Source organism: Streptomyces sp. NPDC101151 (assembly GCF_044768335.1).
GTDB lineage: Bacteria > Actinomycetota > Actinomycetes > Streptomycetales > Streptomycetaceae > Streptomyces.
Map to the genome: position 1 here is coordinate 38,629 of NZ_JBIWPP010000042.1, position 26,038 is coordinate 64,666.

27 protein-coding genes are annotated in these 26,038 nt (G+C 68.8%); 11 read left to right on the plus strand and 16 right to left on the minus strand.

The window, feature by feature from the left end; genetic code table 11:
- Positions 1-8: 8 nt before the first annotated feature.
- The 14 genes from ACIRU3_RS40720 to ACIRU3_RS40785 are packed head-to-tail and all read right to left on the minus strand — an operon-like array spanning position 9 to position 13,159.
- Complete coding sequence (locus ACIRU3_RS40720; RefSeq protein ID WP_404067985.1) at positions 9-761, minus strand: MinD/ParA family protein; 753 nt, start codon at positions 759-761, stop codon at positions 9-11.
- A 59-nt stretch (positions 762-820) separates the two neighbouring features.
- Positions 821-2,056, minus strand: coding sequence for a PP2C family protein-serine/threonine phosphatase (locus tag ACIRU3_RS40725; RefSeq protein ID WP_404067987.1), 1,236 nt, complete (start codon positions 2,054-2,056; stop codon positions 821-823).
- A 7-nt stretch (positions 2,057-2,063) separates the two neighbouring features.
- On the minus strand, positions 2,064-2,492 hold the full coding sequence (locus ACIRU3_RS40730; RefSeq protein WP_404067990.1) for an ATP-binding protein: 429 nt from the start codon (positions 2,490-2,492) through the stop codon (positions 2,064-2,066).
- A gap of 19 nt (positions 2,493-2,511) precedes the next feature.
- Positions 2,512-2,823: an anti-sigma factor antagonist gene (locus ACIRU3_RS40735; RefSeq protein WP_404067993.1), complete on the minus strand. Its 312-nt coding sequence runs from the start codon at positions 2,821-2,823 to the stop codon at positions 2,512-2,514.
- A 45-nt stretch (positions 2,824-2,868) separates the two neighbouring features.
- Entirely contained in the window at positions 2,869-4,950 is a 2,082-nt protein-coding gene (gene glgX, locus ACIRU3_RS40740; RefSeq protein WP_404067996.1) for a glycogen debranching protein GlgX, read from the minus strand.
- Positions 4,947-5,294 carry an STAS domain-containing protein gene (locus ACIRU3_RS40745; protein WP_404067999.1) on the minus strand — a complete coding sequence of 116 codons (348 nt, stop codon included), beginning with the start codon at positions 5,292-5,294 and terminating at the stop codon, positions 4,947-4,949. The genes glgX and ACIRU3_RS40745 overlap by 4 nt, the downstream gene beginning before the upstream one ends.
- Positions 5,291-7,141, minus strand: a complete 1,851-nt coding sequence (locus ACIRU3_RS40750) for an AGE family epimerase/isomerase (protein WP_404068001.1) — start codon at positions 7,139-7,141, stop codon at positions 5,291-5,293. The genes ACIRU3_RS40745 and ACIRU3_RS40750 overlap by 4 nt, the downstream gene beginning before the upstream one ends.
- The gene (locus ACIRU3_RS40755; RefSeq protein WP_404068004.1) at positions 7,134-7,565 is read right to left on the minus strand and encodes a VOC family protein; all 432 of its coding nucleotides are present in this window, start codon (positions 7,563-7,565) and stop codon (positions 7,134-7,136) included. Before ACIRU3_RS40755 ends, ACIRU3_RS40750 begins: the two co-directional genes overlap by 8 nt.
- On the minus strand, positions 7,565-8,167 hold the full coding sequence (locus ACIRU3_RS40760) for a DJ-1/PfpI family protein (RefSeq protein WP_404068007.1): 603 nt from the start codon (positions 8,165-8,167) through the stop codon (positions 7,565-7,567). Before ACIRU3_RS40760 ends, ACIRU3_RS40755 begins: the two co-directional genes overlap by 1 nt.
- On the minus strand, positions 8,160-9,737 hold the full coding sequence (locus ACIRU3_RS40765; protein ID WP_404068009.1) for a GMC family oxidoreductase: 1,578 nt from the start codon (positions 9,735-9,737) through the stop codon (positions 8,160-8,162). The genes ACIRU3_RS40760 and ACIRU3_RS40765 overlap by 8 nt, the downstream gene beginning before the upstream one ends.
- Positions 9,738-9,763: 26 nt before the next feature.
- Entirely contained in the window at positions 9,764-10,153 is a 390-nt protein-coding gene (locus ACIRU3_RS40770) for a nuclear transport factor 2 family protein (protein WP_404068011.1), read from the minus strand.
- Positions 10,154-10,168: 15 nt separating this feature from the next.
- The gene (locus ACIRU3_RS40775) at positions 10,169-10,603 is read right to left on the minus strand and encodes a nuclear transport factor 2 family protein (RefSeq protein ID WP_404068014.1); all 435 of its coding nucleotides are present in this window, start codon (positions 10,601-10,603) and stop codon (positions 10,169-10,171) included.
- Between the two features lie 36 nt (positions 10,604-10,639).
- Positions 10,640-12,277, minus strand: a complete 1,638-nt coding sequence (locus tag ACIRU3_RS40780; RefSeq protein ID WP_404068016.1) for a thiamine pyrophosphate-binding protein — start codon at positions 12,275-12,277, stop codon at positions 10,640-10,642.
- 60 nt (positions 12,278-12,337) lie between these two features.
- Positions 12,338-13,159 carry a type 1 glutamine amidotransferase domain-containing protein gene (locus ACIRU3_RS40785; RefSeq protein ID WP_404068019.1) on the minus strand — a complete coding sequence of 274 codons (822 nt, stop codon included), beginning with the start codon at positions 13,157-13,159 and terminating at the stop codon, positions 12,338-12,340.
- Positions 13,160-13,400: 241 nt separating this feature from the next.
- Here ACIRU3_RS40785 and ACIRU3_RS40790 point away from each other — a divergent pair, with 241 nt between their 5' ends.
- The 9 genes from ACIRU3_RS40790 (at position 13,401) to ACIRU3_RS40830 (ending at position 20,340) form a co-directional block, all read left to right on the plus strand.
- Positions 13,401-14,453 (plus strand): ankyrin repeat domain-containing protein, encoded by a 1,053-nt coding sequence (locus ACIRU3_RS40790; protein ID WP_404068022.1) that lies wholly within the window; start codon positions 13,401-13,403, stop codon positions 14,451-14,453.
- Between the two features lie 35 nt (positions 14,454-14,488).
- Positions 14,489-14,797, plus strand: a complete 309-nt coding sequence (locus ACIRU3_RS40795) for a muconolactone Delta-isomerase family protein (RefSeq protein ID WP_384036000.1) — start codon at positions 14,489-14,491, stop codon at positions 14,795-14,797.
- Between the two features lie 32 nt (positions 14,798-14,829).
- On the plus strand, positions 14,830-15,522 hold the full coding sequence (locus ACIRU3_RS40800) for an EthD family reductase (protein ID WP_404068025.1): 693 nt from the start codon (positions 14,830-14,832) through the stop codon (positions 15,520-15,522).
- Entirely contained in the window at positions 15,519-15,974 is a 456-nt protein-coding gene (locus tag ACIRU3_RS40805) for a nuclear transport factor 2 family protein (protein WP_404068027.1), read from the plus strand. Before ACIRU3_RS40800 ends, ACIRU3_RS40805 begins: the two co-directional genes overlap by 4 nt.
- On the plus strand, positions 15,974-16,396 hold the full coding sequence (locus ACIRU3_RS40810) for a nuclear transport factor 2 family protein (RefSeq protein WP_404068029.1): 423 nt from the start codon (positions 15,974-15,976) through the stop codon (positions 16,394-16,396). The genes ACIRU3_RS40805 and ACIRU3_RS40810 overlap by 1 nt, the downstream gene beginning before the upstream one ends.
- The gene (locus tag ACIRU3_RS40815) at positions 16,393-17,289 is read left to right on the plus strand and encodes an alpha/beta hydrolase (RefSeq protein WP_404068031.1); all 897 of its coding nucleotides are present in this window, start codon (positions 16,393-16,395) and stop codon (positions 17,287-17,289) included. The genes ACIRU3_RS40810 and ACIRU3_RS40815 overlap by 4 nt, the downstream gene beginning before the upstream one ends.
- Before the next feature lie 84 nt (positions 17,290-17,373).
- Entirely contained in the window at positions 17,374-17,655 is a 282-nt protein-coding gene (locus ACIRU3_RS40820) for a UBP-type zinc finger domain-containing protein (RefSeq protein ID WP_404068034.1), read from the plus strand.
- On the plus strand, positions 17,652-19,349 hold the full coding sequence (locus ACIRU3_RS40825) for an FAD-dependent oxidoreductase (protein ID WP_404068036.1): 1,698 nt from the start codon (positions 17,652-17,654) through the stop codon (positions 19,347-19,349). Before ACIRU3_RS40820 ends, ACIRU3_RS40825 begins: the two co-directional genes overlap by 4 nt.
- Positions 19,350-20,085: 736 nt before the next feature.
- Positions 20,086-20,340, plus strand: coding sequence for a hypothetical protein (locus ACIRU3_RS40830; protein ID WP_404068038.1), 255 nt, complete (start codon positions 20,086-20,088; stop codon positions 20,338-20,340).
- A 278-nt stretch (positions 20,341-20,618) separates the two neighbouring features.
- Here the strand turns inward: ACIRU3_RS40830 and ACIRU3_RS40835 are convergent, their stop codons facing one another.
- On the minus strand, positions 20,619-21,062 hold the full coding sequence (locus ACIRU3_RS40835; protein ID WP_404068040.1) for an ester cyclase: 444 nt from the start codon (positions 21,060-21,062) through the stop codon (positions 20,619-20,621).
- A gap of 775 nt (positions 21,063-21,837) precedes the next feature.
- Here ACIRU3_RS40835 and ACIRU3_RS40840 point away from each other — a divergent pair.
- Positions 21,838-22,431, plus strand: coding sequence for a TMEM175 family protein (locus ACIRU3_RS40840; RefSeq protein ID WP_404068043.1), 594 nt, complete (start codon positions 21,838-21,840; stop codon positions 22,429-22,431).
- Positions 22,432-23,109: 678 nt separating this feature from the next.
- Here ACIRU3_RS40840 and ACIRU3_RS40845 read toward each other — a convergent pair.
- Positions 23,110-25,413: a LuxR C-terminal-related transcriptional regulator gene (locus ACIRU3_RS40845; RefSeq protein WP_404068046.1), complete on the minus strand. Its 2,304-nt coding sequence runs from the start codon at positions 25,411-25,413 to the stop codon at positions 23,110-23,112.
- 61 nt (positions 25,414-25,474) lie between these two features.
- Here ACIRU3_RS40845 and ACIRU3_RS40850 point away from each other — a divergent pair.
- Positions 25,475-26,038: IS701 family transposase (locus ACIRU3_RS40850; protein WP_404068048.1), on the plus strand; the 564-nt coding region annotated here is incomplete at its 3' end.

Consider the following 26,038-nt stretch of genomic DNA (forward strand, 5'->3'; position numbering starts at 1 on the left):
GGTGCAGCTCAGTTCTCGTGCAGCAGGGAGGGAATGACCGAGCGCAGCCGTGCCACCAGGGGATGGTCCGGGTGGGCGTCGGCGAACAGCCGATCACCGGCGACGCAGGCCAGCTCCGGCGCGTACGGCAGCACGGCCCGCGCGGTCGAGCCGTAGGCGGCCTCGGCGCGCTTACGGGCCGCCTCGCCGGGCACGCCGGGCGGCACCATGTTCACCACGAGCGCCCGGCGTGGGCAGCCGAGCTGGCTCGCGAACTCGAGGGTCTCGGCGGCGCCGGTGAGATCGAGGCGGCAGGACCGCGTCATCACGACCAGGGTCTGCGCGCTGGCCACCGCGGTCACCGTCTCGTTGTTGATGCCCGCGTGGGTGTCGAGCAACAGCACGTCGAGGCGGAGGGCCTCGATGAGCTGGTCGAAGCCCTCGCGCAGCAGGCCCACGTCATATCCCTGGGCGATGATCTCGTGGATGCCGGCGGCCTCTGCCCGTGCGGGCACCAGGAACAGCTCTCCGCCCGACGTAGCGCCGGGCACCGGGCTCGCGGCTTCCTCGACCTCGCACCGGCCGATCAGGTAGTCGGCGAGGGTGCGCCGCGGCGCGAGGTCCGTGATACCGAAGAGCACATGGGCCGCCGGTGACTGGATGTCGGTGTCCACCAGGGCGACGCGGTGTCCGGCCGCGGCCGTCAGCCGGGCCAGGTTCGCCGCGACGCTGGACCTTCCGGTACCGCCCCGGTGCGAATGCATTGCGATGATCTGTGCCATGAACCGTCCGATCCTGTCCGGTCGTCGTCCAACCTCGTAGGGGGTGCACCGAGGCCGGGTCAGCCCGGGGTGACCGTGCGGTGGACGGCCATCATGGTGATGTCGTCGTGCTGCTCCGCCGCACCGCTGTGCTCCCGCAGCGCCGACTCCACGCGCTCCAGCAGCGCCCGGCCGGACGGTGCGGGCTCGCGCAGCAGCTGAAGGACGCGTTCGTCACCGAAGAACTCGCCCTCGGCGTTGCGGGCCTCGGGTACGCCGTCGGTGTAGACGAAGAGCGTGTCGCCGGGACGTACTTGCGCATGCCCAAGGGAGAACGCGCAGTCGGGGATGACACCGACGGCCGGACCGGTCGGCTCCAGGGGCTGGGGGTCGCCGCCCTCCGCGGCGACGAGGAGCGGAGGGTTGTGCCCACCGTTGATGTAGACGAGGCTTCCGGTGGCCGGATCCAGGACGCTGAAGAACATCGTCGCGAAGTAGCCCTGTCCGCTGTGGTTGCGGGTGAGGTAGCCGTTCGTGCCGACGACCGCGTTCATCAGCGGCGTCGCGCCCACGACCGGGATCACGGGCGAGTGGTCACTGCTCACCGTGGGCTGATGGGTGGTCATCAGGTTCTGCAGGCCGCTGTGTTCGGCGGTGTGCCGCAGCAGGCTGCGGATCAGCGCCATGAACAGGGCGGCGCCCACACCCTTGTCACAGACGTCGGCGACGACGAGGGCGAGCCTGCGACGGTTGACCATCTCGAAGACGTCGTAGAAGTCGCCGGCCACGTTGCGGGCCGGGCTGAAGCGCACATCGAGGTCCCAGCCGTCGAGCGTCGGAAGCCCCTCGGGCAGGAAGCCCTCCTGGATCTCCCGCCCGATCTTCAACTCGCGCTCATAGCTGAGGAGTTCGGCCTGCGCCGCCACCTCCTCCATGGTCCGGCTCAGCTTGGCGCGTTCGTAGCAGCTGCGCAGCCGCGCACGGACCAGGGGCGGCAGGAAGGGCGGGACGATGTAGTCGTGGCCGAGCCTGATGTGCTGCTCGATGGTGGTGAAGTCCTGGTCGGCGTAGACCACGACGATCGGTGTCCGGCCCGACTCGCTCATCCTGCGGCTCACCGCCCGGACAGCACGCGGCTGCATGGCTGCCGGTGCCAGCAGAACCTCGGCGGCGGGGGCCGGTCCGCCGACGGCGGCCGCGACGGCCTCGTCGGGGGTGCGGATCTCGACCGCCACGTCGGCGTGGGCGAGGGCGGTCAGCAGGTCTTGGGGCGGATTCCTCTCCTGGTCCACCAGGAGAGCGGTGACGTCGGGCATGTCGGCCTCACTTCGGGGGCTCTGCGTGATCGTGGCGACGGATCACGAGCGTGCTGCTGTTGTGACCGTCGGTGTAGTGGTGGCGGAAGTCGTCGAGGGCGGTGAGCGCGAGGTGGATGCCGAGGCCGCCGATGGGGCGCTCGGACAACGGGAGGTCGGTGCGTGGGGGAAGGCGGTTCGCGCTGGGGTCGAAGCGGGGCGTGTCGTCCTCCAGCCGGATCCAGACGGTGTGCTCGTCCATCCCGCCCGTGAGGCGTAACTCCCCCTCGCTGCCGCGGTATCCGTGCATGACCACGTTGGTGGCCAGCTCGTCGGTGGCGAGCCGCAACCGGTAGGCAGCCTCGGTGGGCAGCCCGGCCCGTTCGGTCAGCTCCCCCACATAGGCCGCGACGTCCTCGAGGGAGGTGAGTGCGGCGGACAGGCGTAGGGCGTTCATCTGCGCGGCCCGTCTGTCGTCACTCGTCGGCGAGCGTGACGCTGCGGTCGAAGCCGGCCTGCCGTATCGTCCGGGCCACGGGTGCGCTCGCCCCCGCGACGGTGATCCGGACGTCGTCGCCCATCTTCTGGCGGGCGAAGACGAGTGAGCGCAGCCCCGCACTCGCCATGTAGGTGAGGTCGTGGGCGCGGATGACGACGTGGGTGACGCCGGCGGCCGCGGCCTTCTCGATCGTGTCGTGGAAGGCGGGGGCGCCGACGGCGTCGAGTTCGCCGCTGAGGCTGATGGTCGCGGTGTCGGTCGTCGTGGTGACCGAGACGGTGAAGGCCACGGCTGAGGTCTCCGTTTCTGTGCGTGTCGTCGGGTGGTGCGGGGCTCAGGTGCGGGCGAGCAGGATCACGGTCGAGCGGGGCGCGATCCGGTAACTGTCCGGGACCGTCAGGGGTGCTTCGTCGCCGGTCTCGCGGACGTCGTAGGGGGATGCCGCCGCGGTGTCGGCGACGAGGTGCCAGGTGGTTCCGGGTTCTGGGCGCGGCAGCTGAAGGTCGTGCGCATCCCAGTGGCCGTTCATCGCGATGTAGATCTGCTCGCCGCCGGTGGAGCGCATCAGCGCCAGGAGTCTGCTCTCCGGGGACCAGTCGGGTTCCCAGGCCCGTACGCCGTGCCAACTGATGCCGTCGGGCGAGTGGGCGGCGCCGCGCAGGGCCGGGTGCGCCCGGCGGAAGGCGATCAGGGAGCGCGCGAACCGGTGCAGTTCCGCGTGGGTGTCGCGCAGGGTCCAGTCCAGCCACGACAGCTCGTTGTCCTGGCAATAGGTGTTGTTGTTGCCCAGCTGGGTGCGGGCCGTCTCGTCACCCGCGAGCAGCATCGGGACCCCCTGGCTGGTGAGCAGGATCGCCAGGGCGTTCTTCATCTGCCGCATCCGCAGCCGGAGGATCTCCGGGTCGTCGGTGGGGCCCTCGGCACCGCAGTTCCAGCTGTTGTTGTCGTTCGCCCCGTCGGCGTTGCCCTCCCCGTTGGCCTCGTTGTGCTTGTCGTTGTACGCGACCAGGTCATGGAGGGTGAATCCGTCGTGTGCGGTGACGAAGTTGACGGAGGCGGTGGCGCCGCGACCCGTGTAGAGGTCCGGTGAGCCGACGAGCCGGGTCGCCAGTTCGGAAACCGTGCCGGCGTCGCCCTTGAGGAACCGCCGCACGGTGTCGCGGTACTTGCCGTTCCACTCCGCCCAGCGCCCGTACGCGGGGAATGTGCCGACCTCGTACAGCCCGGCCGCGTCCCACGCCTCGGCGATCAGCTTGCAGTGGCGCAGGACCGGGTCGTGGGCGAGCTGCTCGAGGAGCGGCGGGTTGCTGAGGGGGGTCCCGTCCGGGGCCCGGTCGAGGATGGCGGCCAGGTCGAAGCGGAAGCCGTCCACGTGGTATTGCGACACCCAGTGGCGCAGACACCCGAGGACGAAGTCGCGCACCACGGGGTGGTTGCAGTTGACCGTGTTGCCGGTGCCGCTGAAGTTGTAGTAGTCACCGGTCGGCGTGAGCATGTAGTAGGTGGCGTTGTCGAGGCCGCGGAAGGAGATCGTCGGCCCCTGTTCGTTGCCTTCCGCCGTGTGGTTGAAGACGACGTCGAGGATGACCTCGATGCCCGCCGCGTGCAGTTCCTTGACGAGGGTCTTGAACTCGTCGGCCTGCATGCCGAAGCGGCCCGTCGCGGCGTATCCGGCCTTCGGGGAGAAGAAGCCGATGGTGTTGTAGCCCCAGTAGTCGAGGAGCGGCTCCCCCGTTGTGGGGTGACTGCGCGGATTGTCGTGCTCGTCGAACTCGAAGACGGGCATGAGTTCGACGCAGTTGACGCCCAGGTCCTTCAGGTACGGGATCTTCTCCCGCAGGCCCGCGTAGGTACCCGGGGCCGACACCCCCGACGAGGGGTGCCGGGTGAAGCCGCGTACGTGCAGCTCGTAGACGACCAGGTCCTCGGCCGGGATGCGCAGCGGTGCGTCGTCGCCCCAGTCGAAGTCGTCGAGGACCAGCCGGGACCGGTAGGGACAGGGGCGGTCGCGGTCCGATGCGGTGCCCCACTCGTCCCGCCCCGAGATCATCCGGGCGTACGGGTCGGTCAGCACCTGGGACACGTCGAACCGGTCACCGCGCTCCGGGTCGAAGGGGCCCTCGGCGCGGAAGCCGTACTCCAGGCTCTCCGCCTCCAGGCCGAACACGGTCATCGCGTACACGCTGCCGATGCGGAACGACGGCGGGAACTCCAGTTCTGACAGCGGCTCCCGCGCTCCGGGCTCGAAGAGCACCAGCCACATCCGGGTGGCGCGGTCGGAGTAGACCGAGAAGTTGACCCCGCCGGGGACGAGGGTGGCGCCGAACGGCAGCGGGTGGCCGGCCCGGACTCCGTAGCCGGAGATCTGGTGCGTGGGGTAGGCGTCGATGCGCTCACGGCTGTCGAGTGACGTCATTGGCCCGCCGCTCCTGGTTCGAGGGACGCCTTGTCGCGGACGTCGAAGAAGTCGAGGAAACCGGTGGAGGACATGACGAACCTGACCTCCTCCGACAGACCGACCAGGATGGTCGTGCTCTGCCGGCGCACCGCCTGGCGGTGCACCAGGAGCAGGGTGCGCAGCCCCGCGCTGGAGATGTACGGCACGTGGGTGAGGTCGATGACTGTGGTGCGGTCGGATCCGACGAGCGGCAGGATCCGCTCCTGAAGCGCGGCCGAGGTGACGCTGGTGATCTCGCCCATGAGTTCCACGACCGTGGCACCGTCCACGTCATGGGATCGGACCTGCACTTCGGCGGTCATGAGCGCGGCTCCCGTTCCGGGGAGGGTTCCAGGCGCACACGCACCTTCACGCGCTCCAAACCCCGCTGGGGCAGCCGTACGGTGAGGGCGTCGGCGTCGTAGTCGTCGTGCGCAGAACCCGCGACCTCGACTTCCGCGATGCGCACGGAGCCCGCCGGCAACAGGTCGGGCGCGACGCGCAGCACACCGCCGTCGAGTCCGGACGGGTCCGGCTTGAACCAGAAGTCCATCGGCTTGCCGTGGATCAGCAGGTTGTTGTAGACGGCGGCCAGGTAGCACAGCTCGGCGGAGTGGTACATGGACATCGAGTGACTGCCCTTGAGCCGCTCGGTGCCGAGCAGATACGGCAGGCCGGAGGCGAGGACGTTGAAGTAGACGGCGCCCTCGTCGTGGTCGAGGAAGAACGTGTTGTAGAAGGACTCCGCCCGGCGCGCCTCCTGCAGGAAGTCCTCACGGCCGGTCGTCCCGCGCAGGATCAGATAGGCGAGGATCGCCTGCTCCTGCTGCCACCACGCCTTGCGGTCGTGCCAGGCGAAGCGGTGGAACTCCTGCCCGGCGGAGCGGAGCCGCTCGACGACGTCGTACCAGCCGCCGCGTCGGAGGTCACTGCCGACCGCGGGCATCGACTCGCCGATTCCGACAGCGGTGTCGAGGTACTCCGGCTTGGGACGCAGCGAGTGCATCCGCATCAGGTTCCAGGCGATCTTGAGGTTGTGGCCGACGACCGCCCGGTCCTGCTGCCAGCCGTGGGTGGTGTCGTGCGACCAGTCGCGGTGGAACCGCTCCTGCACGAACGGGCTGTTCTTGCGGTCGGGGAAGCGCTCGACGATGGTGTCGAAGGTGTACTCGAGCATGCGCGCGTACCGCTCGTCGCCCGTGGCCAGGTAGAGGTTGATCAGGTAGGCCGGCGCGTGGTCGCCGACCGAGTTCCAGTTCTTGCGGTCCCGGTTGGGGCCCAGGGACTCGTGGTCGGCGCGGAAGAGGATCGGGTCGACGTGCGAGAAGTAGCCGCCCTGCTCCCGGTCGAGGAAGAACTTGTCGAACAGCCGCAGCGTCGCGTCGGCGTCGCTCTTGATCCGAGGGTCGGCGGTGACGCGATAGGTCTGGACGGGACCCGCGAGCGCGTAGATCTGCTCGTACATCGGGATCGCGTCGTAGTCGTCGGAGAACTCCGAGGTGAACAGCTTCTTCTCGGTCTCTCCGTCCACGCTGAGCCCGTGGTACCAGTAGACGACGTCCTCCTCGGGGTCGACGACGCGCATGTGCTCCCGCAGGTAGGCGGTGCCGCGCTCGGCGACCTCCAGGTACTCGTCGTTGCCCGTCAGCATGAACGCGGACGCCATGCCGTAGACCAGCCGGGAGATGGTGTCGGTCTCCTGGATGTGGCTGGCTGTCTTGTCACCGCCGAGCCTCAGCTGGGTGCGGTACTGCGTGTAGTCCACGGGTCCGTCGCCGAACTGGGCGCGGCGATAGAAGCCGGCGATGCTCTCCAGCTGCCGTATCCACCAGTCGGACTCCTCGAACCGGAAGGTGCCGGGCCGCCGCCCCGGGAAGACCAGGCGCTTGGCCTCGATACGGGTCGTGCCGCCCTCGGGGTAGAAGACCGCGTACGCGAAGAGGAAGCGGTCGGGTTCGAGCATCGCGTCGAGATGGGAGCCTGCGTCGGCGTACGGTTCCTCGAGGTTGTGCAGGACCTCGGCGGCCACCTCGCCGGAGACGAAGACCTCGAGTTCGCGGTCGTCGGCGGTGGACAGCCGCAGGAGCCGGGTCTCGCGGTCGTACGAGGTGACGTGGCCTGCGATGGTCTCGGAGAACGTGAAGTTCATCGCGTCAGGTGTCTCAGACATGGAGTGGGGCGTCCCCTTCCTGAATGTGGTCGTCCTGGAATCCCTGGCCGACTTCCACGACCACGCCGTCGGGGTCGCGGAGCCATACGGTGCGCCAGCCGGGGACGACGTCGTCGAAGCCGAGCGGGCCGAGAGTGACGTCGGCCGCGTCGCCCATGGCGGCGAGGAGCTCGTCGACGCTGTCGGTCTGGAACGCGATGTGGCGGACCGCGCCGGGGGCCGTGGGGCCGTCGTCGCGGCCGGGGACGGCCCGTTCCTCGCGGGCCGGGAAGAGTTCGAGGTAGGCGTCGCCCTGGCGGAGGAAGACGATCTGCCGGTCGCCCACGGGCACCACACGGGCCCGGTGGAATCCGAACCAGCGGGTGTAGAACTCCTCGGTCCGCCGCTGGTCGCGGCAGTTGAGGCCGACGTGGGACCAGTGCATCAACGGGCCCTTCTCTGGATGAGCAGGTCGATGAGCCGGCGGGCGAAGACGTGGTGATGCTCGCCGGTGCGGGCGGTCAGCAGGTCGCCGTCGAGGACGACGTCCTGGTCCACGTACTCGGCGCCCATGTTCCGCACGTCGCCGACGAGGTTGTTGTGGCAGACGACCTTGCGGCCGCGGACCACCTGGGGGACGGCGGAGGCCAGCCACATGCCGTGGCAGATGATCCCCTTGACCAGGTCCGGCTCGGCGAAAGCGCGGCGCAGCAGCTCGGTGGCGGGGGCGGGCCGGGTGACGTCCTCGCTGTAGCGCAGGCGGTCGGCGACCATGCCGGAGGGCACGATGAGCGCGGCGTACTCGCGCAGTTCGGCGTCCGTGAGGTCTTCGATGCCGCGTACGACGGTGAACGGGGCCCGGTACTCGTGCCCGGTGAAGGTCAGCTCGGGATTGCCCCACAGCCGGGTGAGGAAGTCGACCTGAGCGCCCTCCTCGGCGAACCGGTGGCGGTAGTAGAAGATCTCGGGCTCGTAGAAGTCGCTCTCCAGCAGCACCGCGATGCGGGTGCCGGTCAGCGGCCCGTCGTCGACGGCGACGTCAGGCATGCGGTGCTCCTTTGCGGAGGTCGGCCGGGAGGGGCTCGGCCTTGATGAGGTCCGCCGCTCGCTCGGCGATCACGAGGACGGCGCTGTGGCAGTTGCCAGAGGGCACTTGGGGCATGACGCTCGCGTCCACCACCCGCAGGCCCCGGACTCCGTAGACACGGAGCCGCGGGTCGACCACCGACATGTCGTCGGTGCCCATGCGGCAGGAGCCGGCATGGTGGTGGTAGCTGTCCGCGGTGCGGCGCACGAAGGCCCGCAGGTCCTCGTCCGTGGTGACCGTGGGGCCCGGCCAGTGCTCCTGCTTGTTCCACGGGGAGAAGGCCGAGGTGCCGATGATCTCCCTGGCCAGCTTCACGCCCTGCACCAGCCGCTCCACATCGGATCGGTCGGCGAGGTAGTTCGGGTTGACCAGCGGCTTGGCCAGCGCGTCCCCGTGGGCGAGCCGGACCCAGCCACGCGAGGCCGGGCGGATCACTCCGGGCAGGATGCTCACCGTGCCGGGATGCCGCTCGCCCACGGCGGGGTCGAACGGGACGTGGACGAAGGCGAGCTGGAGGTCGGGTCCGGTCAGCCCGGGGGTGGAGGAGGTGAACAGCGCGCTCTCGGAGAGGTTCTGCCGGGGGGCCGGAACGGCGGTGCGGGACTCCGTCATGACGGCGGTGAGCACATGGTTGTGGAAGTTCTCCCCCACACCCGGTAGCGCCGCCCTGACCGCGATGCCCTGGGCCCGGAGACGGTCGGGGTTGCCGATGCCCGAGAGCATCAGCAGCTTGGGCGACTCGATGGCACCGCACGCGACGATCACCTCGCGGGTGGCCCGGACCTGGTGCACGCCGGGCCGGAGGCGTTCCGCGTGCGTGTCCCGTACCGGGCGGCCGGCGGCTCCCGGCGGTTCCGGGCGCTGGAGGTACTCCACTCCCACGCAGGTGTCGCCGATCACGGTGAGCCCGATGCTCTGGGCGCTGGTGCGCAGCGTGAGGTTGGGACGCTCCAGTGCGGGCTCCAGGTAGGAGGCCAGCGCACCGTGGCGCCGACCGTCGGCGATGTCCAGCCGGTGCCAGCCGGCGCCCGACATGACTCCGGCGTTGAAGTGCGCGACCCGGGGGAAACCGAGTTCGGCGCAGGCGTCGAGGAACGCCTCGGAGGCCGGATTCGGGCCGCCCTGTCCCGCGTCCGCGGCGGGCCCGGTCGCCAGGCGCTCGAAGTACGGCCGGACGTCGTGGTACGACCAGCCCGCCGCCCCCTGGTGTGCCCAGTGGTCGTAGTCCGACGGGTGACCCCACACGTGCAACATCAGGTAGAGGTTGCTGCTTCCGCCCGGCGCGCGGCCGCGCGGTTCACGGATGACCCTCCCGTTCAGGCCCGGCTGCGGCACGCTGCGGTGCTTCCAGTCGATACGGCCGTCCAGGAGCCGGTGCCAGGCGGTGGGATCGTCCACTTCCGGGGGGATGCGGCTCGCGCCGGCCTCCAGCACGAGGACCCGTACGTCCGGGTCCTCGGTCAACCGGTTCGCCAGCACACAGCCGGCCGTGCCGGCGCCGACGACGACGTAGTCGAACTCGTCCTTCATCTTTCTCTCCGAGCGTCCCGTCCGGTTCAGCTCTGGGAGAGCACCTGGAAGGGCAGGGTGTCGTGGTAGTTGGCCATGTAGGTGATGAGCCCGTTCTCGATGCGGAAGTAGTTCATGACGGCCGCCTCGATGGGCTTGCCCGACGCACTGCGGGCGGTGATGCGGGAGACAACCGCCGCCTGGTCGCCATCGACCACGACGTGCAGCGGGTTGTTCTCGAAGGAGGCGTACAGCTCCCCCATGCCGGTCATCATCGAGCGGAGCTTGTCGCGTCCCTCGATCCGGCCCGCGAGCTGTTCGTCCATGACCATGGTGTCGGCGAACAGCTCGCACCAGCGGTCCCATCGGCCGCTGTTGGCGTAGCGGTAGTAACGGGTGAGCACTTCACGCGCGGACATGACGTCCCCGGCTCCCATGGCGTTCCCAACTCCTCACAGGGCGGCTGAGCCCGGCATGGGCTCCAGCGCGTTGCAGATGTAGGTCTTGATGAGCGGGGCCGTACCGGCGTCGCCGGCCACGACGACCCAGGTCTGCTCGGCGTCGAAGCCGAGCCACTCGCTCCTGGCCGCCGGCGGGTCCCACACCCTGGCCTGCCAGTTGACGCGGACCTGGACGCGGGCCTCGGTTCCGTCGATGGCGGCGTGCACGTCGGTGACCGTGTGCTCCTCGTCGAAGAAGCGGTGGCAGACGGCCTTGTACCACTCGGCGAAGCCGGAGTGTCCTCGGAAGGTGCCCTCGGGGAAGCGCATCTCGAGCCCGTCGTCGACCACGAACTTCTTCACCCCGTCCAGGTCGTCGTGGCGGTCGAGGGCGGCGTACCACCGCTCCACGAAGGTGCGGATCGAGCGTGCGGTGAAGGACCGCATGGCGCACTCCTTGGTGACAGGGCCTGGAAGGGACGGTCAGACCTGGAGGTCGACCAGGAAGGGACCGGTCGCGGCGAGCATGCGCTCCACCGCGTCGGCGGCCTCCTCGGGCTTCTCGACCCGGATGCCGTCGGCGCCCAGAGCACGGGCCAGGTCGGCGAAGCGGATGTCGGGCCGGGACAGGTCGAAGGAGGACGGGAAGTCGTGCAGCGGGATGTCCCGCTCCTTCCAGTACTGCGCGATGTTGTCGTCGAGCAGCCGGTACTTGCGGTTGTTGCAGACGACGAACTTCGCCGCGATGTCGTACCGGGCGGCGGTCCACAGGGCCTGGTAGGTGTACATCGCGCCGCCGTCGCCGGTGAAGCCGACGACCGTACGGTCCGGGCGGGCCAGCTTCGCGCCGACCGCGCCCGGGATGCCGACGCCGAGCGAGCCGCCGCGGGTGAGGAAGTAGTCGCCGGGCCGGTTGGGGGGCAGGTGCTTCACCACGGCGGGCGAGGAGGTGAGCGCCTCGTCGAAGAGGACCAGGTCGTCGCCCGCCCGGCGGGCGAGCTCCCGCAGGAACCGCTCCAGCGTCGAGTCGCCGGACGCCCGCTCGCGGACGCACAGCTGCCGCTCCTCGCGCCGCGCCGCCAACCGTCCGGCGGCCTCCTGGCGTTGTTCTGAGGTCAGCCGGTGGTCCAGCTCGGTGGCGAGTGCAGCAAGAGTCGGCTTGGGGTCCGCGACGATGCCCAGGTCCACCGGGTGGTTCTTGGCGATCTCGTATGCGTCGAGGTCGACGTGGACGATGCGGGCGTCGGGCCGGAACGGGTTGGTGAGCCGGGGAAAGACCTCGGGGAAGACGTACGTGCCCACGATCAGCACGGAGTCGGCGTCCCCCACCACATCGGCGCTGCGCTCGCCGAACATGTGGCCGAGCTGTCCGCGGGAGAGCGGGTGCGAGGCCGGCATGTTGACCTCGGAGGAGTCCACGGACCAGACGTCCGCGCCCAGTTGCTCGGCCACACGCACCAGCTCCTGCTGTGCGCCGGCGAGTCCGACGCCGTCGCCCACCAGGATCAGCGGACGTCGGCCGGAGGCCATCAGCTCGGCGGCCCGGGTCACCGTCTCCGCCGGCGGGGTGGAGACGGTGACCGGGACGGTGGAAGTGAGCACGGGTTCGTCGTTGAGCTCGTCGAGGACGTCCATCGGCAGGGCCACGAAGACGGGGCCGCGCGGCGGCGTCATGGCGATCTTCACCGCCCGGCGCATGACACGCAGGACGGAGCGCGGGTCGGTCACCCGGGTCGCGTACTTGGTAACCGGGCGTGCCATGGCGACCAGATCGGACGCCATCTGCGCGTCCATCGCGTCGTAGCGCACGCCCGCGTCACCGGCGATGGCGACCAGCGGGGTGTGACCGCGCATCGACTGGTAGAGCATGCCGACGGCGTTGCCCAGTCCGACGCCGGTGTGGAGTTGCAGCAGAGCCGGCCCGCCGGTCGCCCGTGCGTAGCCGTCGGCGATGCCCGCGGCCACGGTCTCCTGGAGTGCCAGGACGTACCGGAACCCCGGGGTCTGCTCCGCCGCGTCGAGAAATCCCTGTTCCACGGTACCGGGGTTCCCGAACATGACGCCGAGACCGTCCGCCATGAACTGCTCGATGAGTTTGACGTTTCCTGACCTGCCCGCCACCGAATACTCCCTGCGGTTTCTTGTCGCGCCCGAATACGGAAAAGAGGAATTCAGGAATCCCTACCAGCCGTACCGGGTGAGGCCCTCTTCCAGAACCTCGACCATCTTCTGACCGGTGAGGAAGGAGTCCGGCGTGGAACGGCCCGTGATGAACGGGAAGTCGACGATCACCGAGGTCGGCTTTCCGAAATTCCCGTGGTACGCGCCACCGGGCGCGGTCGCGTCGCGCAGGATGTACTCCAGCGGGTACGGCGGCGGACCCATGACGAAGTCGGTCCCGAGGAACCCTGTGCCGTCCTTGTAGTCGTACTCCTTGCAGTGGCCGGTGACGTGCTTGCCCCGGATGATGCTCGCGCGGTCGTCCCAGTCGCGGGCGAAGGCGAGGCAGGCGACGCCGTAGCACTCGGCGCCGACCGGCTTGCCGGCCCGGACGAAGGACAGGATCAGGTCATGGACCCGCTCGTTGTTGGCGAGGTCGACGATGGGGCCGCTGCCGCCGACGATGAGCAGCGCGTCGTATTCCCGCAGGTCATCGTCGACCCGCTCGAGCGAGCGGTGGTAGTCCTCCAGCTTGCGCAGGTAGTCGGGCGCGCTGGTGTAGGGGCGCTCGGGAATCCAGCCGACGAGGCTGCGCGGGTTGTCGAGCCGGTTTCCGCTTTCCACCGTGCGGCCCAGCTCAGCCACCTCGGCGGTGGTCACCGAACGGCCGAGCGGAGGGTCGATGTACTCCTCGTCCAGGCTCGGCGGAAGGGCGTGGGCGCGCTTTCCAGTGGGCGTCGCGAAGGTCACTCGGTAACCGCGCTCGTCGAATGTGCTGAGCGGCCCGACCAGTTCTTCAGCCCAGTATCCGTATTCGGAGAGAACGATCAAAATATGCGTCACTTTCCGCCTCCGATGTGCACCGGTTGATGTCCGGAAACGACAGTGAGGCAGCCTTGAACCCCCTGTCAACGGGGCTCCGGTCCAGTTTGTGAGGTCACCCGGGAATTGATGAAGTCGCGATCGAGCGGCGTCAAGACTCCGCGGTAACGAACGAGAGTTTGTGAGGTTGCCGCATGCCCCGGCTGCCAGCTGGCTAATGTCCGTTCGCCGGATCATCTCCGACAGAAGGCGGAAGAAAAGGATGACGATTCCCACGCACGAGGAATTCCTCACGGCGGTGCAGGACGGCGACGCGCATACGGTCTCTGGACTGCTCGCCCTCGGCGCGGTCCCGGACCTCCGGGACCCGGTCAGCGGACTGACCGCCTTGATGATCGCGGCGGGGCGCGGCAACGCCCCGCTGGTGCGCCGGTTGCTGGCCGCGGGCACCGATCTGCACACCGGGGACTCCCGGGGCGGCGCCACGGCCCTGCACAAGGCGGTCCAGGGAGGCGACCCGGAAACGGTGCGCGTCCTGCTGGAGGCCGGCGCGTTCGTGGACGCCGTGGCGCCCACCACCGGTCACACCCCGCTCATGGACGCCCTCTGGTACAAGTGGCCCGAGGTTGTGGCCGTACTCCTGGAGCACCAGGCGGGTCTCAACTTGTCGACGCACTACGGCTTCTCGATGCGCGAGCACTTCGAGTACGAGCTGAACGTCAACACCCGCGGCAAGGACAAGCTCCTCGAGGCCGAGCGCCTGTTGGCGGCGCGGACCCAGGCCGACGAAAACGCCGTACGCGCACAGCACTTGATGGCCGCAGTCACCACCGGCGACCTCGACGCCGTACGGTGCCACCTCGCGGAGGGCGCCGAGGTCGACGCCCGCTACCCGGTGGTCAACGGCTTCAACGACGCGCACACCCCGCTGCTGGTCGCGTGCCGCGACGGGCACGAGGAGATCGCGGGGGAACTGCTCGCCGCCGGCGCCGACGTCAACGCGACCGAGCCGACGTTCGGAGCGGTGCCGCTGCACAAGGCCGTCTACAACGGCCGTGCAGGCATCACCGCCCTGCTCGTCGAGGCGCCCGGCATCGACCTGGACTACCAGGGCATTACAAACGGCTACACCCCGCTGCACGACGCCCTCTGGCACGGCTACGAGGAGTGCGCCCGGGTCCTGATCGACGCCGGTGCCCGGCTGGACCTCGTCGGCCACGACGGCAAGCGGCCCGCCGACATCGCCCGCGAGATCCTCGGCGCGCATCACCCCCTCACCAAGGCCATCGCGGGCGCGCCCCCTGTCGCCGCCTGACCAACCACCCGTACGCACCCTGGCAAGGAGTCACCGTGCTGTTCTACGTACAGATGAAGTGGAATCACGAGGGCCGGATCTCGCTGGACGAGCTCTGGGAGGTCGAGGCGGAGGAGACCCTCCACGCCAAGGAGACGATCGAGTCGGGCATGGTCGTCGGCATCTGGAAGGTCGCCGCCCAGAAGAGGGTCATCGCCGTCGTGGACTGCGAGTCGGCCGAAGAGCTCGACCGTACGGCGCTGGGGCGGCTGCCCATGCGCGAGTACCTGGAGTTCGAGGTGGTGTGGCCGCTGCGCGACTACCTCGGCTTCGCGGACGACGTCAACGCCCGCTACAGGGTCTGACCCCCGCACGCCCATCCCCCGAGGAGAGACAAGTGATCCACCAGATCATCCTGGCCCACCCCAAGCCCGGTATGTCGGAGGAGGAGTTCCAGCGCTACTGGGTCGAGGAGCACGCGGTCCGCTACGCGTCCAGGATCCCGCAGATCAAGCGGTACTGCGTCAACGCGCGGCTCCCCCGGCCCGGCGACGAGGCCGACCCCCTGTGGGGCGGGGCGGCCGAGATATGGCTGGACAACGAGGAGGAGCAGCTCGCCTCCCTGCAGACGCCGGAGTTCCTGGAGGGCGCGCGCCGCGACGAACCCCGCTGGGCGGCCTTCTGGCGCACGGTGGTCCTGGACACGGACGCGCACGTCGTGGTCGAGGGTGCCGGCACCGACGGCCCGACGACCAAGCTGCTCGTCCTGGTGAAGCGCCGCGAAGGACTGCCGCTTGCGGAGTTCCGCGACCGGAGCCTGAACCGGCACGCCAGGCTGGCCGAGAAGATCCCGGGGCTGCGTAGGTACATGCAGAACCACACGCGCGACGCCTTCTACGGGGTGGGCGAGGCCGTGCTGGACGGCGCCTACCAACTCTGGTTCGACAGCGCGCAAGCCTATGAGACCGCGCGCGAGACCCCCGAGTTCCGGGAGATGCTCGCCGACTTGGCGACCTTCACGGAAGCGCGCTACGTCCACACCCTCCTCTTCGAGGAGCACTGGATCTTCGGCCGTGAGGGAACCCGATGAGCGAGCAGGATCTCCGTGACCGCCTCGACATCGTCGAGGTGTGCACCCGCATGTGCTGGCACACCGACAAACGCGAGTGGGAATCGCTGCGTTCGTCGGTCTTCGCCGAGAAGGTGCTGGTCGACTACAGCAGCCTCAACGGGGGCGAACCCGCCGAGCTGGCGGCCGGCGACCTGGTCGAGGCATGGCGGACCCTGCTGTCCCCGCTGGCCTCGACGCAGCACCTGCTCACCAACCACCTGGTGCGCGCCTCGGGCGCCACCGCCGTCGCCACCGCCGACTTCCTGGCCACGCATCTGTTGCCCAACGCGCTCGGCGGTCCGCTGTGGACGCTCGGTGGTCACTACCGGTTCACGCTGAGCCGCACGCCGGGCGGGTGGCGGATCGATGGCCTGACGATGACCGCCGACTGGGCCGACGGCAACCGGAAGATCATGGAGAGGAGCAAGTGATGGCCGGCAGTACACGCGAGGTCGCCGAGGGATGGTTCGCCGCGCTCACCGGAGGTGACGCCGAGCGGGCCCTCGGGTTCCTGGCCGAAGACATCGAGTGGATCAACTACGCGCCGGTGCCCGGCTACAACGACCGGATGCCATGGATCGGTACCTGCCACGGTCCGGCGGAAGTGCTGGACAGCCTCAAGGTCTTCCTCGGCGTGGTCGACGTCGGTGACGAACAGCTCGTGGAGCTGGTCGTGGAGGGTGACCACGCCATGGGTGTGCTCTACGAGAAGTCCGTGGTCAAGGAGACAGGCCAGACCTTCGAGATCGAGTTCATCCAACACCTCACGGTCCGCGACGGGAAGATCGTGCGCTGGAAGTCCTACACCGACCCGTCGCAGATCCTGCGTGCCATCGACGGGAGGGCCGCATGACGTACACCGTGCGCACGGAGCGTGTCACCTTCGACAGCGCCGGGCACAGTCTCGTCGGCACCTTGTACCGGCCCGCTGTCCAGGGCCGCACGCCCGCCGTCGTCGTGGCCGGTTCGTGGACGACCGTCAAGGAACAGATGGCTGCGGTCTACGCGCGCCGGATGGCCGAAGCCGGGCTGACTGCGCTGGCCTTCGACTTCACGGGCTTCGGCGAGTCCGGCGGCGAGCCGCGCCAACTGGAGGTGCCGGACCGTAAGATCCGCGACATCCGCAGCGCCGTAGGCTTCCTCGCCGAGCACGAGTCCGCGGCCCCGGGCCGGATCGGCGCACTGGGGATCTGCGCCGGCAGCGGCTACATCGCGGTGAACGCCGCGGAGGACCGGCGCGTGCGCAGCCTGGCCCTCGTGGCGCCGTGGCTGCACGACCCGGAACTGGTGAAGGGGGTCTACGGCGGGACGAACGGAGTACAGAAGAGGCTCGACGCCGGCCTCGCAGCGCGGCGACGTTACGAGAAGGGCGAGGCCGTCCAGTACGTACCGGCCGTCAGCGCCACGGACCCGGACGCCGCCATGTTCGGCCCCTTCGACTACTACCTGGACGACAAGCGCGGGGCCGTGCCCTCATGGGACAACCGGTTCGCCGTGATGTCCTGGCTCGACTGGCTGTCCTTCGACCCGCACCCGGCAGCCGCCGGCATCACGGCCCCGACCATGATGGTGCACAGCCGTGACGCCGCCCTTCCGCAGGGTGCGCAGAAGTTCCACGAAGCCCTCGGCGGCCCCAAGCGCATCGTGTGGACCGACGGCACGCAGTTCGACTTCTACGACCAGGACGAGAAGGTCGCCGAGGCCGCGGACATCGCCGCCCGGCACTTCACCGAAACCCTGGCCTAGTACGGCAGACGGACGGGGCGCGGCGGCGAGCGACCGAGTACCGCCGCGCCCCGGCAACCGCCCCGACGGAGGCATCCCACACCCATGCCCGAATGCATACACCTCGACCAGATCACCCCCGTGGCCGCCGCGTCGAACGACGGATGCCAGGAGTGCCTGAAGGCCGGCGACGGCTGGGTCCACCTGCGCAGGTGTCTCAGCTGCGGGCACGTCGGCTGCTGCGACTCCTCTCCGAACCAGCACGCGAGTCGGCACTACACCGCCACCGGCCACCCGATCGTCCTCTCCCACCAGCCGGGCGAGTTCTGGGGCTGGTGCTTCCCCGAGGGACTCTTCCTGGAGTTCGACGAAGGGACCTGTCCATGAGTACGACGATGCAGGGGACCTCCGTCGACGAGACACGCAAACCGGTCATCCTCGCCGTCGACGACGACCCCCAGGTACTGCGGGCGGTCCGGCGCGACCTGCGCAGCGTCTACGCCGACCGCTACCGGATCCTCGGCGCCTCGTCCGCCGGTGAGGCGTTGAAGGTCCTGGACTCCCTGGAGGAGCGCGGACACGATCCGGCGCTGTTCCTCGTGGACCAGCGCATGCCCGACATGACTGGCGTCGACTTCCTGCTGGAGGCGGTGAGCCGCTTCCCCGACGCCCGGCGGGTGCTCCTGACCGCCTACGCCGAGACCGATGCGGCCATCACCGCGATCAACAGGGTGCGGCTCGACTACTACCTGATGAAACCGTGGGACCCGCCCACCGAACGGCTGTTCCCCGTCCTCGATGACCTACTCTCTGACTGGATCGCGGCGTACCGCCCCGCCTACCAGGGCATCCGGGTCGCCGGCCATGTCGTATCGGCCCGCACGCACGCCGTGCGGGACTTCCTCACCCGCAACGGCCAGCCTTTCCGGTTCCTCGACGTGACGAGCGATCCCGAGGCCCGGAAGCTGGTGGAGCAGCACGCCGGGGCGGAGCTTCCGCTCGTCGCCTTCCCCGACGGCGCCGTGCTCGCTGCCCCGTCGAACGCCGAACTCGCCGGCCGACTCGGCCTGCCCACCACCGCGTCCCGCCCGCACTACGACACGGTCATCGTCGGCGCGGGACCCGCCGGGCTCGCCGCGGGTGTGTACGCGGCGTCGGAGGGACTTTCCACACTCCTTCTGGACGCCGACTCACCCGGCGGGCAGGCGGGGACCTCCAGCCTCATCGAGAACTACCTCGGCTTCCCCGCCGGACTGTCGGGCGGCGACCTCACCCGGCGGGCCGTGAGCCAGGCGGGGCGGTTCGGCGCCGAGTTGCTGTCTCCGGTGGAGGCCGTCGGGCTGCGTCCCGTCGGTCCCACGAAAATCATCACTCTGGCCGACGGCTCGGAGATCAGCGCCGAGACCGTGCTCCTCGCCACGGGGGTGTCGTACAACCGCCTGGACATCCCCGGTGCCGAGCAGTTCGAGGGCGAGGGGCTGTACTACGGAGCCGCCACGACCGAGAGCAGTTCCTGCATCTCGCACCATGTGTTCATCGTCGGCGGCGCGAACTCCGCCGGGCAGGCGGCGATTCACTTCGCGAAGTACGCGGCCAAGGTCACGGTGCTGGTCCGGGCCGACTCGCTCGAAGCCGGGATGTCCCAGTACCTCGTCGACGAGATACACCGGACGCCCAACATCGAGGTACGGGTGAGCACCCGGGTCCTCGCCCTGCACGGCGGCAAGCACCTGGAGCACATCACGCTCGTCGACGACACGACGGGAACCGAGACCGAGGAGCCGGCGAGGTTCGTCTTCACATTCATCGGTGCACGGCCCCGCACCGACTGGCTTGCCGGGGTGGCGGAATGCGACGAGCGCGGCTTCGTGTTGACGGGTCCCGATCTGTCACGCGCCGGTGAGCTTCCCTCCGTCTGGCCGTCGACGCGCGAGCCCTTGTTGCTCGAGACCAGCGTTCCGGGGGTCTTCGCGGCCGGTGACGTGCGCGCTCACTCGATCAAGCGGGTGGCTTCCGGTGTGGGCGAAGGTGCGATGGCCGTCGCGCTGATCCACCGCTATCGGGCGTCGTCCGGCCGGTAGCAGCCCGGGGTCCGCAGGGCGGCGTGCCCGGCCGGCGGGCGCGCACGGCACCCCGGGACCGATGGCTGCGGGCCCGAAGCAGATTCAAGATCGTCGGACCGGGCCACGGGCGGACAGCTCACCGCCGCGGCAGGCACACGATCGGCCCGTTCCTGCGGTGCCCGGGTGCCCACGACCGCACAGACTCACCACCGGTAGAGCCATGTTGTATGCCAGCTCCGGGAGCCCGGTCGCCGGCATGCCCAGATCCGGGACGCGTTTGAGTTGGAAGATTTCGGCGGCGACCAGGCTGTCGAGGTGGCGCGTGAGCCAGGTGGGCGAACCTGGCGGAAGGTGGGCACAGACGTGTTGCGGCAGGCGAGGCCCCCGGGGCTCGCGACACAACTGATCATTGGGCTTCCTCGCCTCATGTCACACGCGGCACAGTCCCATGCCCCACCGAGCTGTTCATGCTTCCAGGGACGCAAGGGTGTGAAAGCATGTCGCTCAATCAGGAGTGGGCGGAGCGGGAGGCGAAGGCCCGGATGCGGCTGAACTGCGTGCCCGGCATGGATCCTGGCAGGGCCGTCGCCCGGTGACGGCGATACTGCGCGGAGACGTCAACAGCGCGATACACGGCGCGATCGGCAGCGCCCCCCTCCGCGGCCGGCGGCAAGGACAGCTGGGACCTCGCCAAGGTCAGCGCAGGGCGACACTCATGTGGACGCCCTGGGGAGCCGGGAAAGGTGAGGTGCAAATGACGCACTCTGTCGGCCCACCCTCGCCGGGTCGCCGTCGCCCGGCCCTGCGGAACTGGCTGAGACCCCAGGGTTCGCGCTTCCTCGTCCTCGGCGTGAGCATGGCCGTCGGCGGGCTCGCCGGTGCGGTGCGCTCTGCGATGGACGGCAAGGGGATCTGGACGATCCTCGGCACCTTCGGCTTGGGGATTGTCGGCGTGCTCATTGCTGTGAGCTACTTCGTCAACTACGAGGACCGGCGAGGCCGCCACTGAAGCCCTTGCAAGGTCGACGTGGTCGGCTGCGCCACCATCGCCGTGACGACGTCATGGCGCTTGCTTCGCGGCCCTTCGGTGTGTCCCCGCAGTCACCGAGCACGGACGTCCGGGACTGCGCCCTCACTTCGGTTTCGGGGAAAGCCCTCACCGATTTTGGCGGTCTGCTCCACCGCGGAGCAGCTGAACGCAACCCGGACACCGGAAGTGAGGTTCCCGCTGTGGCAGCAGCTTCGGCCCTGGACACGGCACATCGAGCAGAACTCCATCGCACTGTGTCAGCTGGTGTCAGTCAGCTGGCCGTGTATGCCCCACAGATCCAGCTGGGCCCACTGCCCCGTAACTTTCCCCTCCCGGATCTTGACGATACGGATGGCCTGGAATGAGATCCGACGCCCGGTCGCCGGCATGTCCAGGAACTCCCCCACGTGCGTGGCATCGACGCGGAAGCGGATCGTGACGGCGTCCCGTCCCTCGACCACGTCTTCCTCGTGCATCTCCAGGTCATCCCAGGGTTCCACCATGTTCTTCACGTAATGAGTGACGGCGACCTGGAAGTCCGTGAGCCAGTCGGTGAGTCCGAGGCATTTCTCCTCCCATCGATCGGAGTCGATGAGCCGGGCCGCGCCTTCGATGTCTCCGGCCAGCAGGCAGGTGTTCCATGCGCGATATACCTCAAGTGGTGCGGCATCGCGCAGCATTTCAGTCCGCTTCTCACTCATGTTCCGATGACCTCCGCTGTCTGTCGTCAGAAATGTCCGCCACTGATCATCAGCTTTCTCATGACCCGACTTCTCACCACCCATTGAACCGGGTTCACCCGACTTCGGTCACCTGGTCGGTCATCGATTTAGCGGCATCCATATGAAAGCCCGCGCAAGCAAACACACGAGCTACCATCGACAGCACCGACGCAATCACAGACCTCACAAACTGTCATCCGGATCGAGGCCGGCTCCTGTGCCGGCACGGCAGCGGCACGACGGCCAGTCGGTCGTATGAGAACAGCTTCCTCGTGAGCGAGTTCACGTATGACACGGCGCAACACCTCGAGCGGACGAGAGTTGCCGGCATCACGGTGAAGGCAACGCAGTGCCCTCAGGTATGCGTTCGCACCGGCGGTGCAGTCGCCGGCATGCGGTGAGCCAGGCGATGGTTCGTTCCACGACCAAGCGGTGGTCTCGCACGAGCGGTTTGAGTGCCGACAACTGCAAGAGCGGACTTGACGACAGCGCCGCGCCTCCGCGGAGCGCCGGCGAGCGGCCGACCGCCACGCTGTGGACCTTGTGCACTGACAACTCACTCACGCCGCAGTCATCCCTTCGGCTCATCGTCATTAGAGTGCCGACAAGAACGGTCGGAATCGCTTGAGTACGCGCGCGGCGACCCGGTTGGATGAGCGGCGAGAGCAGTGGAATCGGCGGATGGCCGCGCCGTCGACGGAGGGGGCCTCGGCAGAGATCCATGGGATGTCGCGCGGAGGCTGGAGGGACCGTCGTGTCCAAACGCATTGAAGCCTTCACCGACAGGGCCTTCGCCTTTGCCTTCGCACTGTTGATCCTGGTGATCCCCCCGCCCGAGGAGACAGGCCACAACTTGACCGAAACGCTGGTCCACCAGTGGTCGTCATACCTCACCTACGTCGTCGGCCTTGTGGTTATCGGCGCGATGTGGATCAACAACCATGCGTTCTTCACGGAGGTGAGAAGGACAGACCGCACCCTGACGCTCCTCAACCTCCTTCTCCTCATGGTGGTCTCCGCACTGTTCTGGTCAACGGGCTTCCTGGCCGGTCGGCTTCGCGAGGGCCAGTACGCGACGTACGCCGCCCTGCTCTACGGCGTCCTGGTGACGATCCACGCCCTCGTCCACACTGCAATGTGGCGGCACGTCACACGGCGTGTAGCCCTGTCTCACCCGAAGCCGAGCCCAGCCGAAGAGTCCAACCGCGTCCCTCTCACGGTGGGCTTCGTGGCGTATCCCGCAGCACTTGCTCTGTCTCTGTTCTCTCCGGTGGCGATGCTCGTGACGTACGGGCTGCTGGCCGTGTACTACGCGCTCAATCCTGTGTCGGCGCCCCGCGGCGCGTGACCCTCTTCCTTTACACGCTCGCATGCCACAACTGCTGCCGCTTCCCGGCGCCCGCGAACCTCAAGCTCATCGTCGCCGCCAGCCTCACGGCACCACCATCGACTGGTACAGCTCCCTCCTGTGCGACTCAGCCATAGCGGTGGGCGCCAGTCAGTGTTTGTACAGCCCCTCGCCGAGCGCGATCGAACACCCGCGAGCGGCGAGCAGCCGCTGGACGTCCCGGAGCAGCAGCGGTGAGCAGGGACGTTTTCGGCCAGCGTAGCGATCGGATACAGGACGCTCGCCCCAGCGGGGCTACACACCGTCTCACGGGATACATAGATGATCAGCCCTTCGGCAGTAGGCCGGCCCGCATCGCCTCTCCCAATCCAAGATGCGGACCAGTCCCGGGCCAAGGCAATGCGAACTGCCTCATCCATCTCCGTTTCAGCAGGTCATCAGGTATCACACTCGTGTACCACCAGCAGACGAAGAACCTGCTGGTGTCGTACTCGCCGAAGAAGCTCGGCTTCTTCTGAGGGTACAGAAAAGGGCGCCCGACCTGGCTGAAGGGATCCCGCCTGGTGAACGACCGGGTGGTATTCGGCCGGGTCGTCGGGCCTGACAGGCGTCTGGTGTCGCCGGGCCACCCACGTCCTGTGCGGGTGCGGGCTCGCTGAGTACAGGACCTCGCCGCTGTCAGGACGCGAGCAGGTCGGCAAGCTCCGTTCGTGAACTGACGCCCAGCTTGGGAAAGGCGCGGTAGAGGTGGTGTCCCACGGTGCGCGGGCTCAGGAACAGTTGGGTCGCGATTTCACGGTTGGTGGCCCCGGTGGCTGCGAGTCGGACGACTTCACGTTCCTGCGAGCTCAGGCGGCTGATGGGTGAGTCGATGGCATCGGCCGGGTGATGGGTCTCGCCGGCAGCCTGTAGTTCTGTGGCCGCCCGGCGGGCCCATGGCTGTGCGCCCAGTTTGTCGAAGAGCTCCCTCGCGGTGCGCAGATGGTCGCGGGCGTCGAGCTTGCGGCGGCCCCGGCGCAGCCACTCGCCGTAGAGCAGTTCGGTGCGGGCCCGCTCGAAGTCACCGCCCACGGTGTGCAGGTCAAGGGCCGATGCGTAGTACTTCTCGGCGGAAGCGTCCGGACCGGTCAGGGCGGCGCAGCGGTGGGCCTGTGCCGTGAAGTGGGGCTGTTGGAGGTCATCCGCCCAGCTCGTGATCTGTTTCGCGCTTTCCCTCGCCCGCTCCGGATGGCCCGCTCGAACGGCGGCCTCGATCAGATCGGGCATCAGGTGCCGGGCCAGGAGGGGGTGGCCCGCTGCCTGCCTGGCCGCTTTTAGGTGTTCCAGCGCAGCCTGAGCACGCCCGAGGCCGAGATCGAGCAGGCCCAGCGCCCACAGCGCATCCGCCGTGCCCCGTCCGACGTCGCGGGGGCGGGTGTATTCCAGCGCCATGCAGGCCAGTTCGCGGGCATGTTCCTCCTCCCCCCGGGCGGCCGCGAGCACCGCAAGCAGGGCACGCAGGTGGGCGGATCGGTGGTCCAGGTCGTAAGCCTCCGCAAGCCGTAGTGCTTCGGCGGCGTGTGCGTATGCGTCGTCCCACCGGCCCAGCGCCAGCTCCGCTTGGGCAAGCAGATGCAGCGTGGTGGGCAGCCATCCGCCGATGCCTTGTTCCCGGCAGTGGGTGACCGCCGCGGCGGCCAGCTCGTGCGCGCTCTCGTGGTCGGCGACCAGGTGGCAGTAAATCCCGGCCATCAACCGGTCCATGAGGCCGCTTCCGGCGAGGCGAGCGGCCTCTACTTGATCGTCCAGCGTCCGAAGTGCGCCGGGAATGTCGTCGGCCAGCAGCTTCGCGGGCGTAGCCACCACGGGCAGGCAGGGAGTGCGCGCAGCGATCTCCACCATGAGGGCTGCGTCGCCGGCTGAGAAGGCCGCGTGGATGGCGTCGGTCAACAGAGGGGCGAGTTTGTCGGGACGGCTGACGGAAACCGCGTCGGTGCATTCGGCCAGCAGGCGGGCGGCTTGCCCCGGGCTGCCGTAGCCCAGCTCGACCACCGAGCGTACGCGGGCGAAGTCCGCCGCCATGCCCACGTCCAGGAGAGGCAGCGGCACCTGGTCGGTGAGGGCACGGCATCGTTCGTCCTGGCCGGCTTCGCTCGCCTTCTGCGCAGCGTTGATCAGACGGCGGGCGCGCCTCGGCGTGTCCACAGTGAGGTGAGCGGCTCGCTCGTACGCGGCAGACGCGGACGCCATGGCCTGTCTGCTGCCTGCCCACTCGGCGACCCGCTCCAATTCGCCGGCGACCTGCTCGTCCGGGCCGGTCGCCGCGGCAGCCAGGTGCCAGGCGCGTCGGTGCGCGTGCACGGGACCGTCCAGGACCGCGACGAGCGCCTGGTGCACCGCCAGCCGCCAGGCCAGCGGAGCGCGTTGATAGGCAGCGAACCGAATGAGGGGATGTCGAAAACGCAGCCTCTGCGCGGAGACGAGGATCAGCTCCGCACGCTCGGCCGGCTCCAGATCCCTGACCTCCCCGCCAAGCCTGGCTCCGGCGGCCAGCACCGTGGGCAGGTCGCCGGTGTCGTCCGCGGCGGCCACCGTAAGGAGGCGCCGAGTGGCGTCGGGGAGGCGGCGGATCTGCTCGGCGAAGGCGTCCTGCAGTCGACTCGGTGGCGCCGACTGCGCATCGGGAAGCGTCAACGGCCCCAACTGTCCGGCCCGCTGAGCCGGGGTCAGGGCCGCCGCAAGTTCCTGCAGCGCCAGCGGGTTGCCTTGGGCCTGATCGATGATCCACTCGGTGACCGGGGGTGCAAGGCCGGTCAGCAGTGACGCGGCCGACTGTCGGTCGACGCCGGTGAGGGGCACGTGGGGCAGAGCCTTCGTTCCGCTCGCCGAGGAGGTTTCGCGAGTGGCGAAGAGCATGACGACGCCTTCGGCCCGCAGCCGCCGGGCGGCGAAGACCAGCGCATCCACGGACGGTTGGTCGAGCCACTGCAAGTCGTCGACCACACACAACAAGTAGGACTCCGTTAGGTCTGTCGATCGGTCCTGTCTGGGGCATGTTGGAGGTGTGGACGCACACGAAGTGAACCGGGCTCGGGCGAAGTTGGCGTTATTCATCGCTGATGTGTTCGCCTCGATGCCGCGTAAGGATCAGCGGGCGAAGGGCGACTGTTATCTGCGGGGGCTGATGCTGGACGGGCGGCGTAAGTCGATCCAGCCGATGGCGGAACGGCTGGCGGACGGCAACGAGCAGAACCTGCAGCAGTTCGTGAACCAGTCGACCTGGGACCCGGTGCCGGTGCGGCGTCGGATCGCACAGCGGATGGCGCCGCTGATCGGCCCGGATGCCTGGGCGATCGATGACGTGTCCTTCCCGAAGGACGGGAGGATGTCGGTGGCGGTCGCCCACCAGTACTGCGGAGCCTTGGGCAAGCAGGCCAACTGCCAGGTCGCGGTGAGCGTGCACGCGGTCTCCGACACCGCTTCCTGTCCGCTGCAGTGGCGGTTGTTCGTGCCCAAGGAATGGGCGGACGATGCCGGACGGCGGCGCAAGACCGGGATTCCGCAGGAGATCGGCCACCAGGAGAAGTGGCGCCTGGCGCTGGGCACCATCGATGAGCTGGCCGGCTGG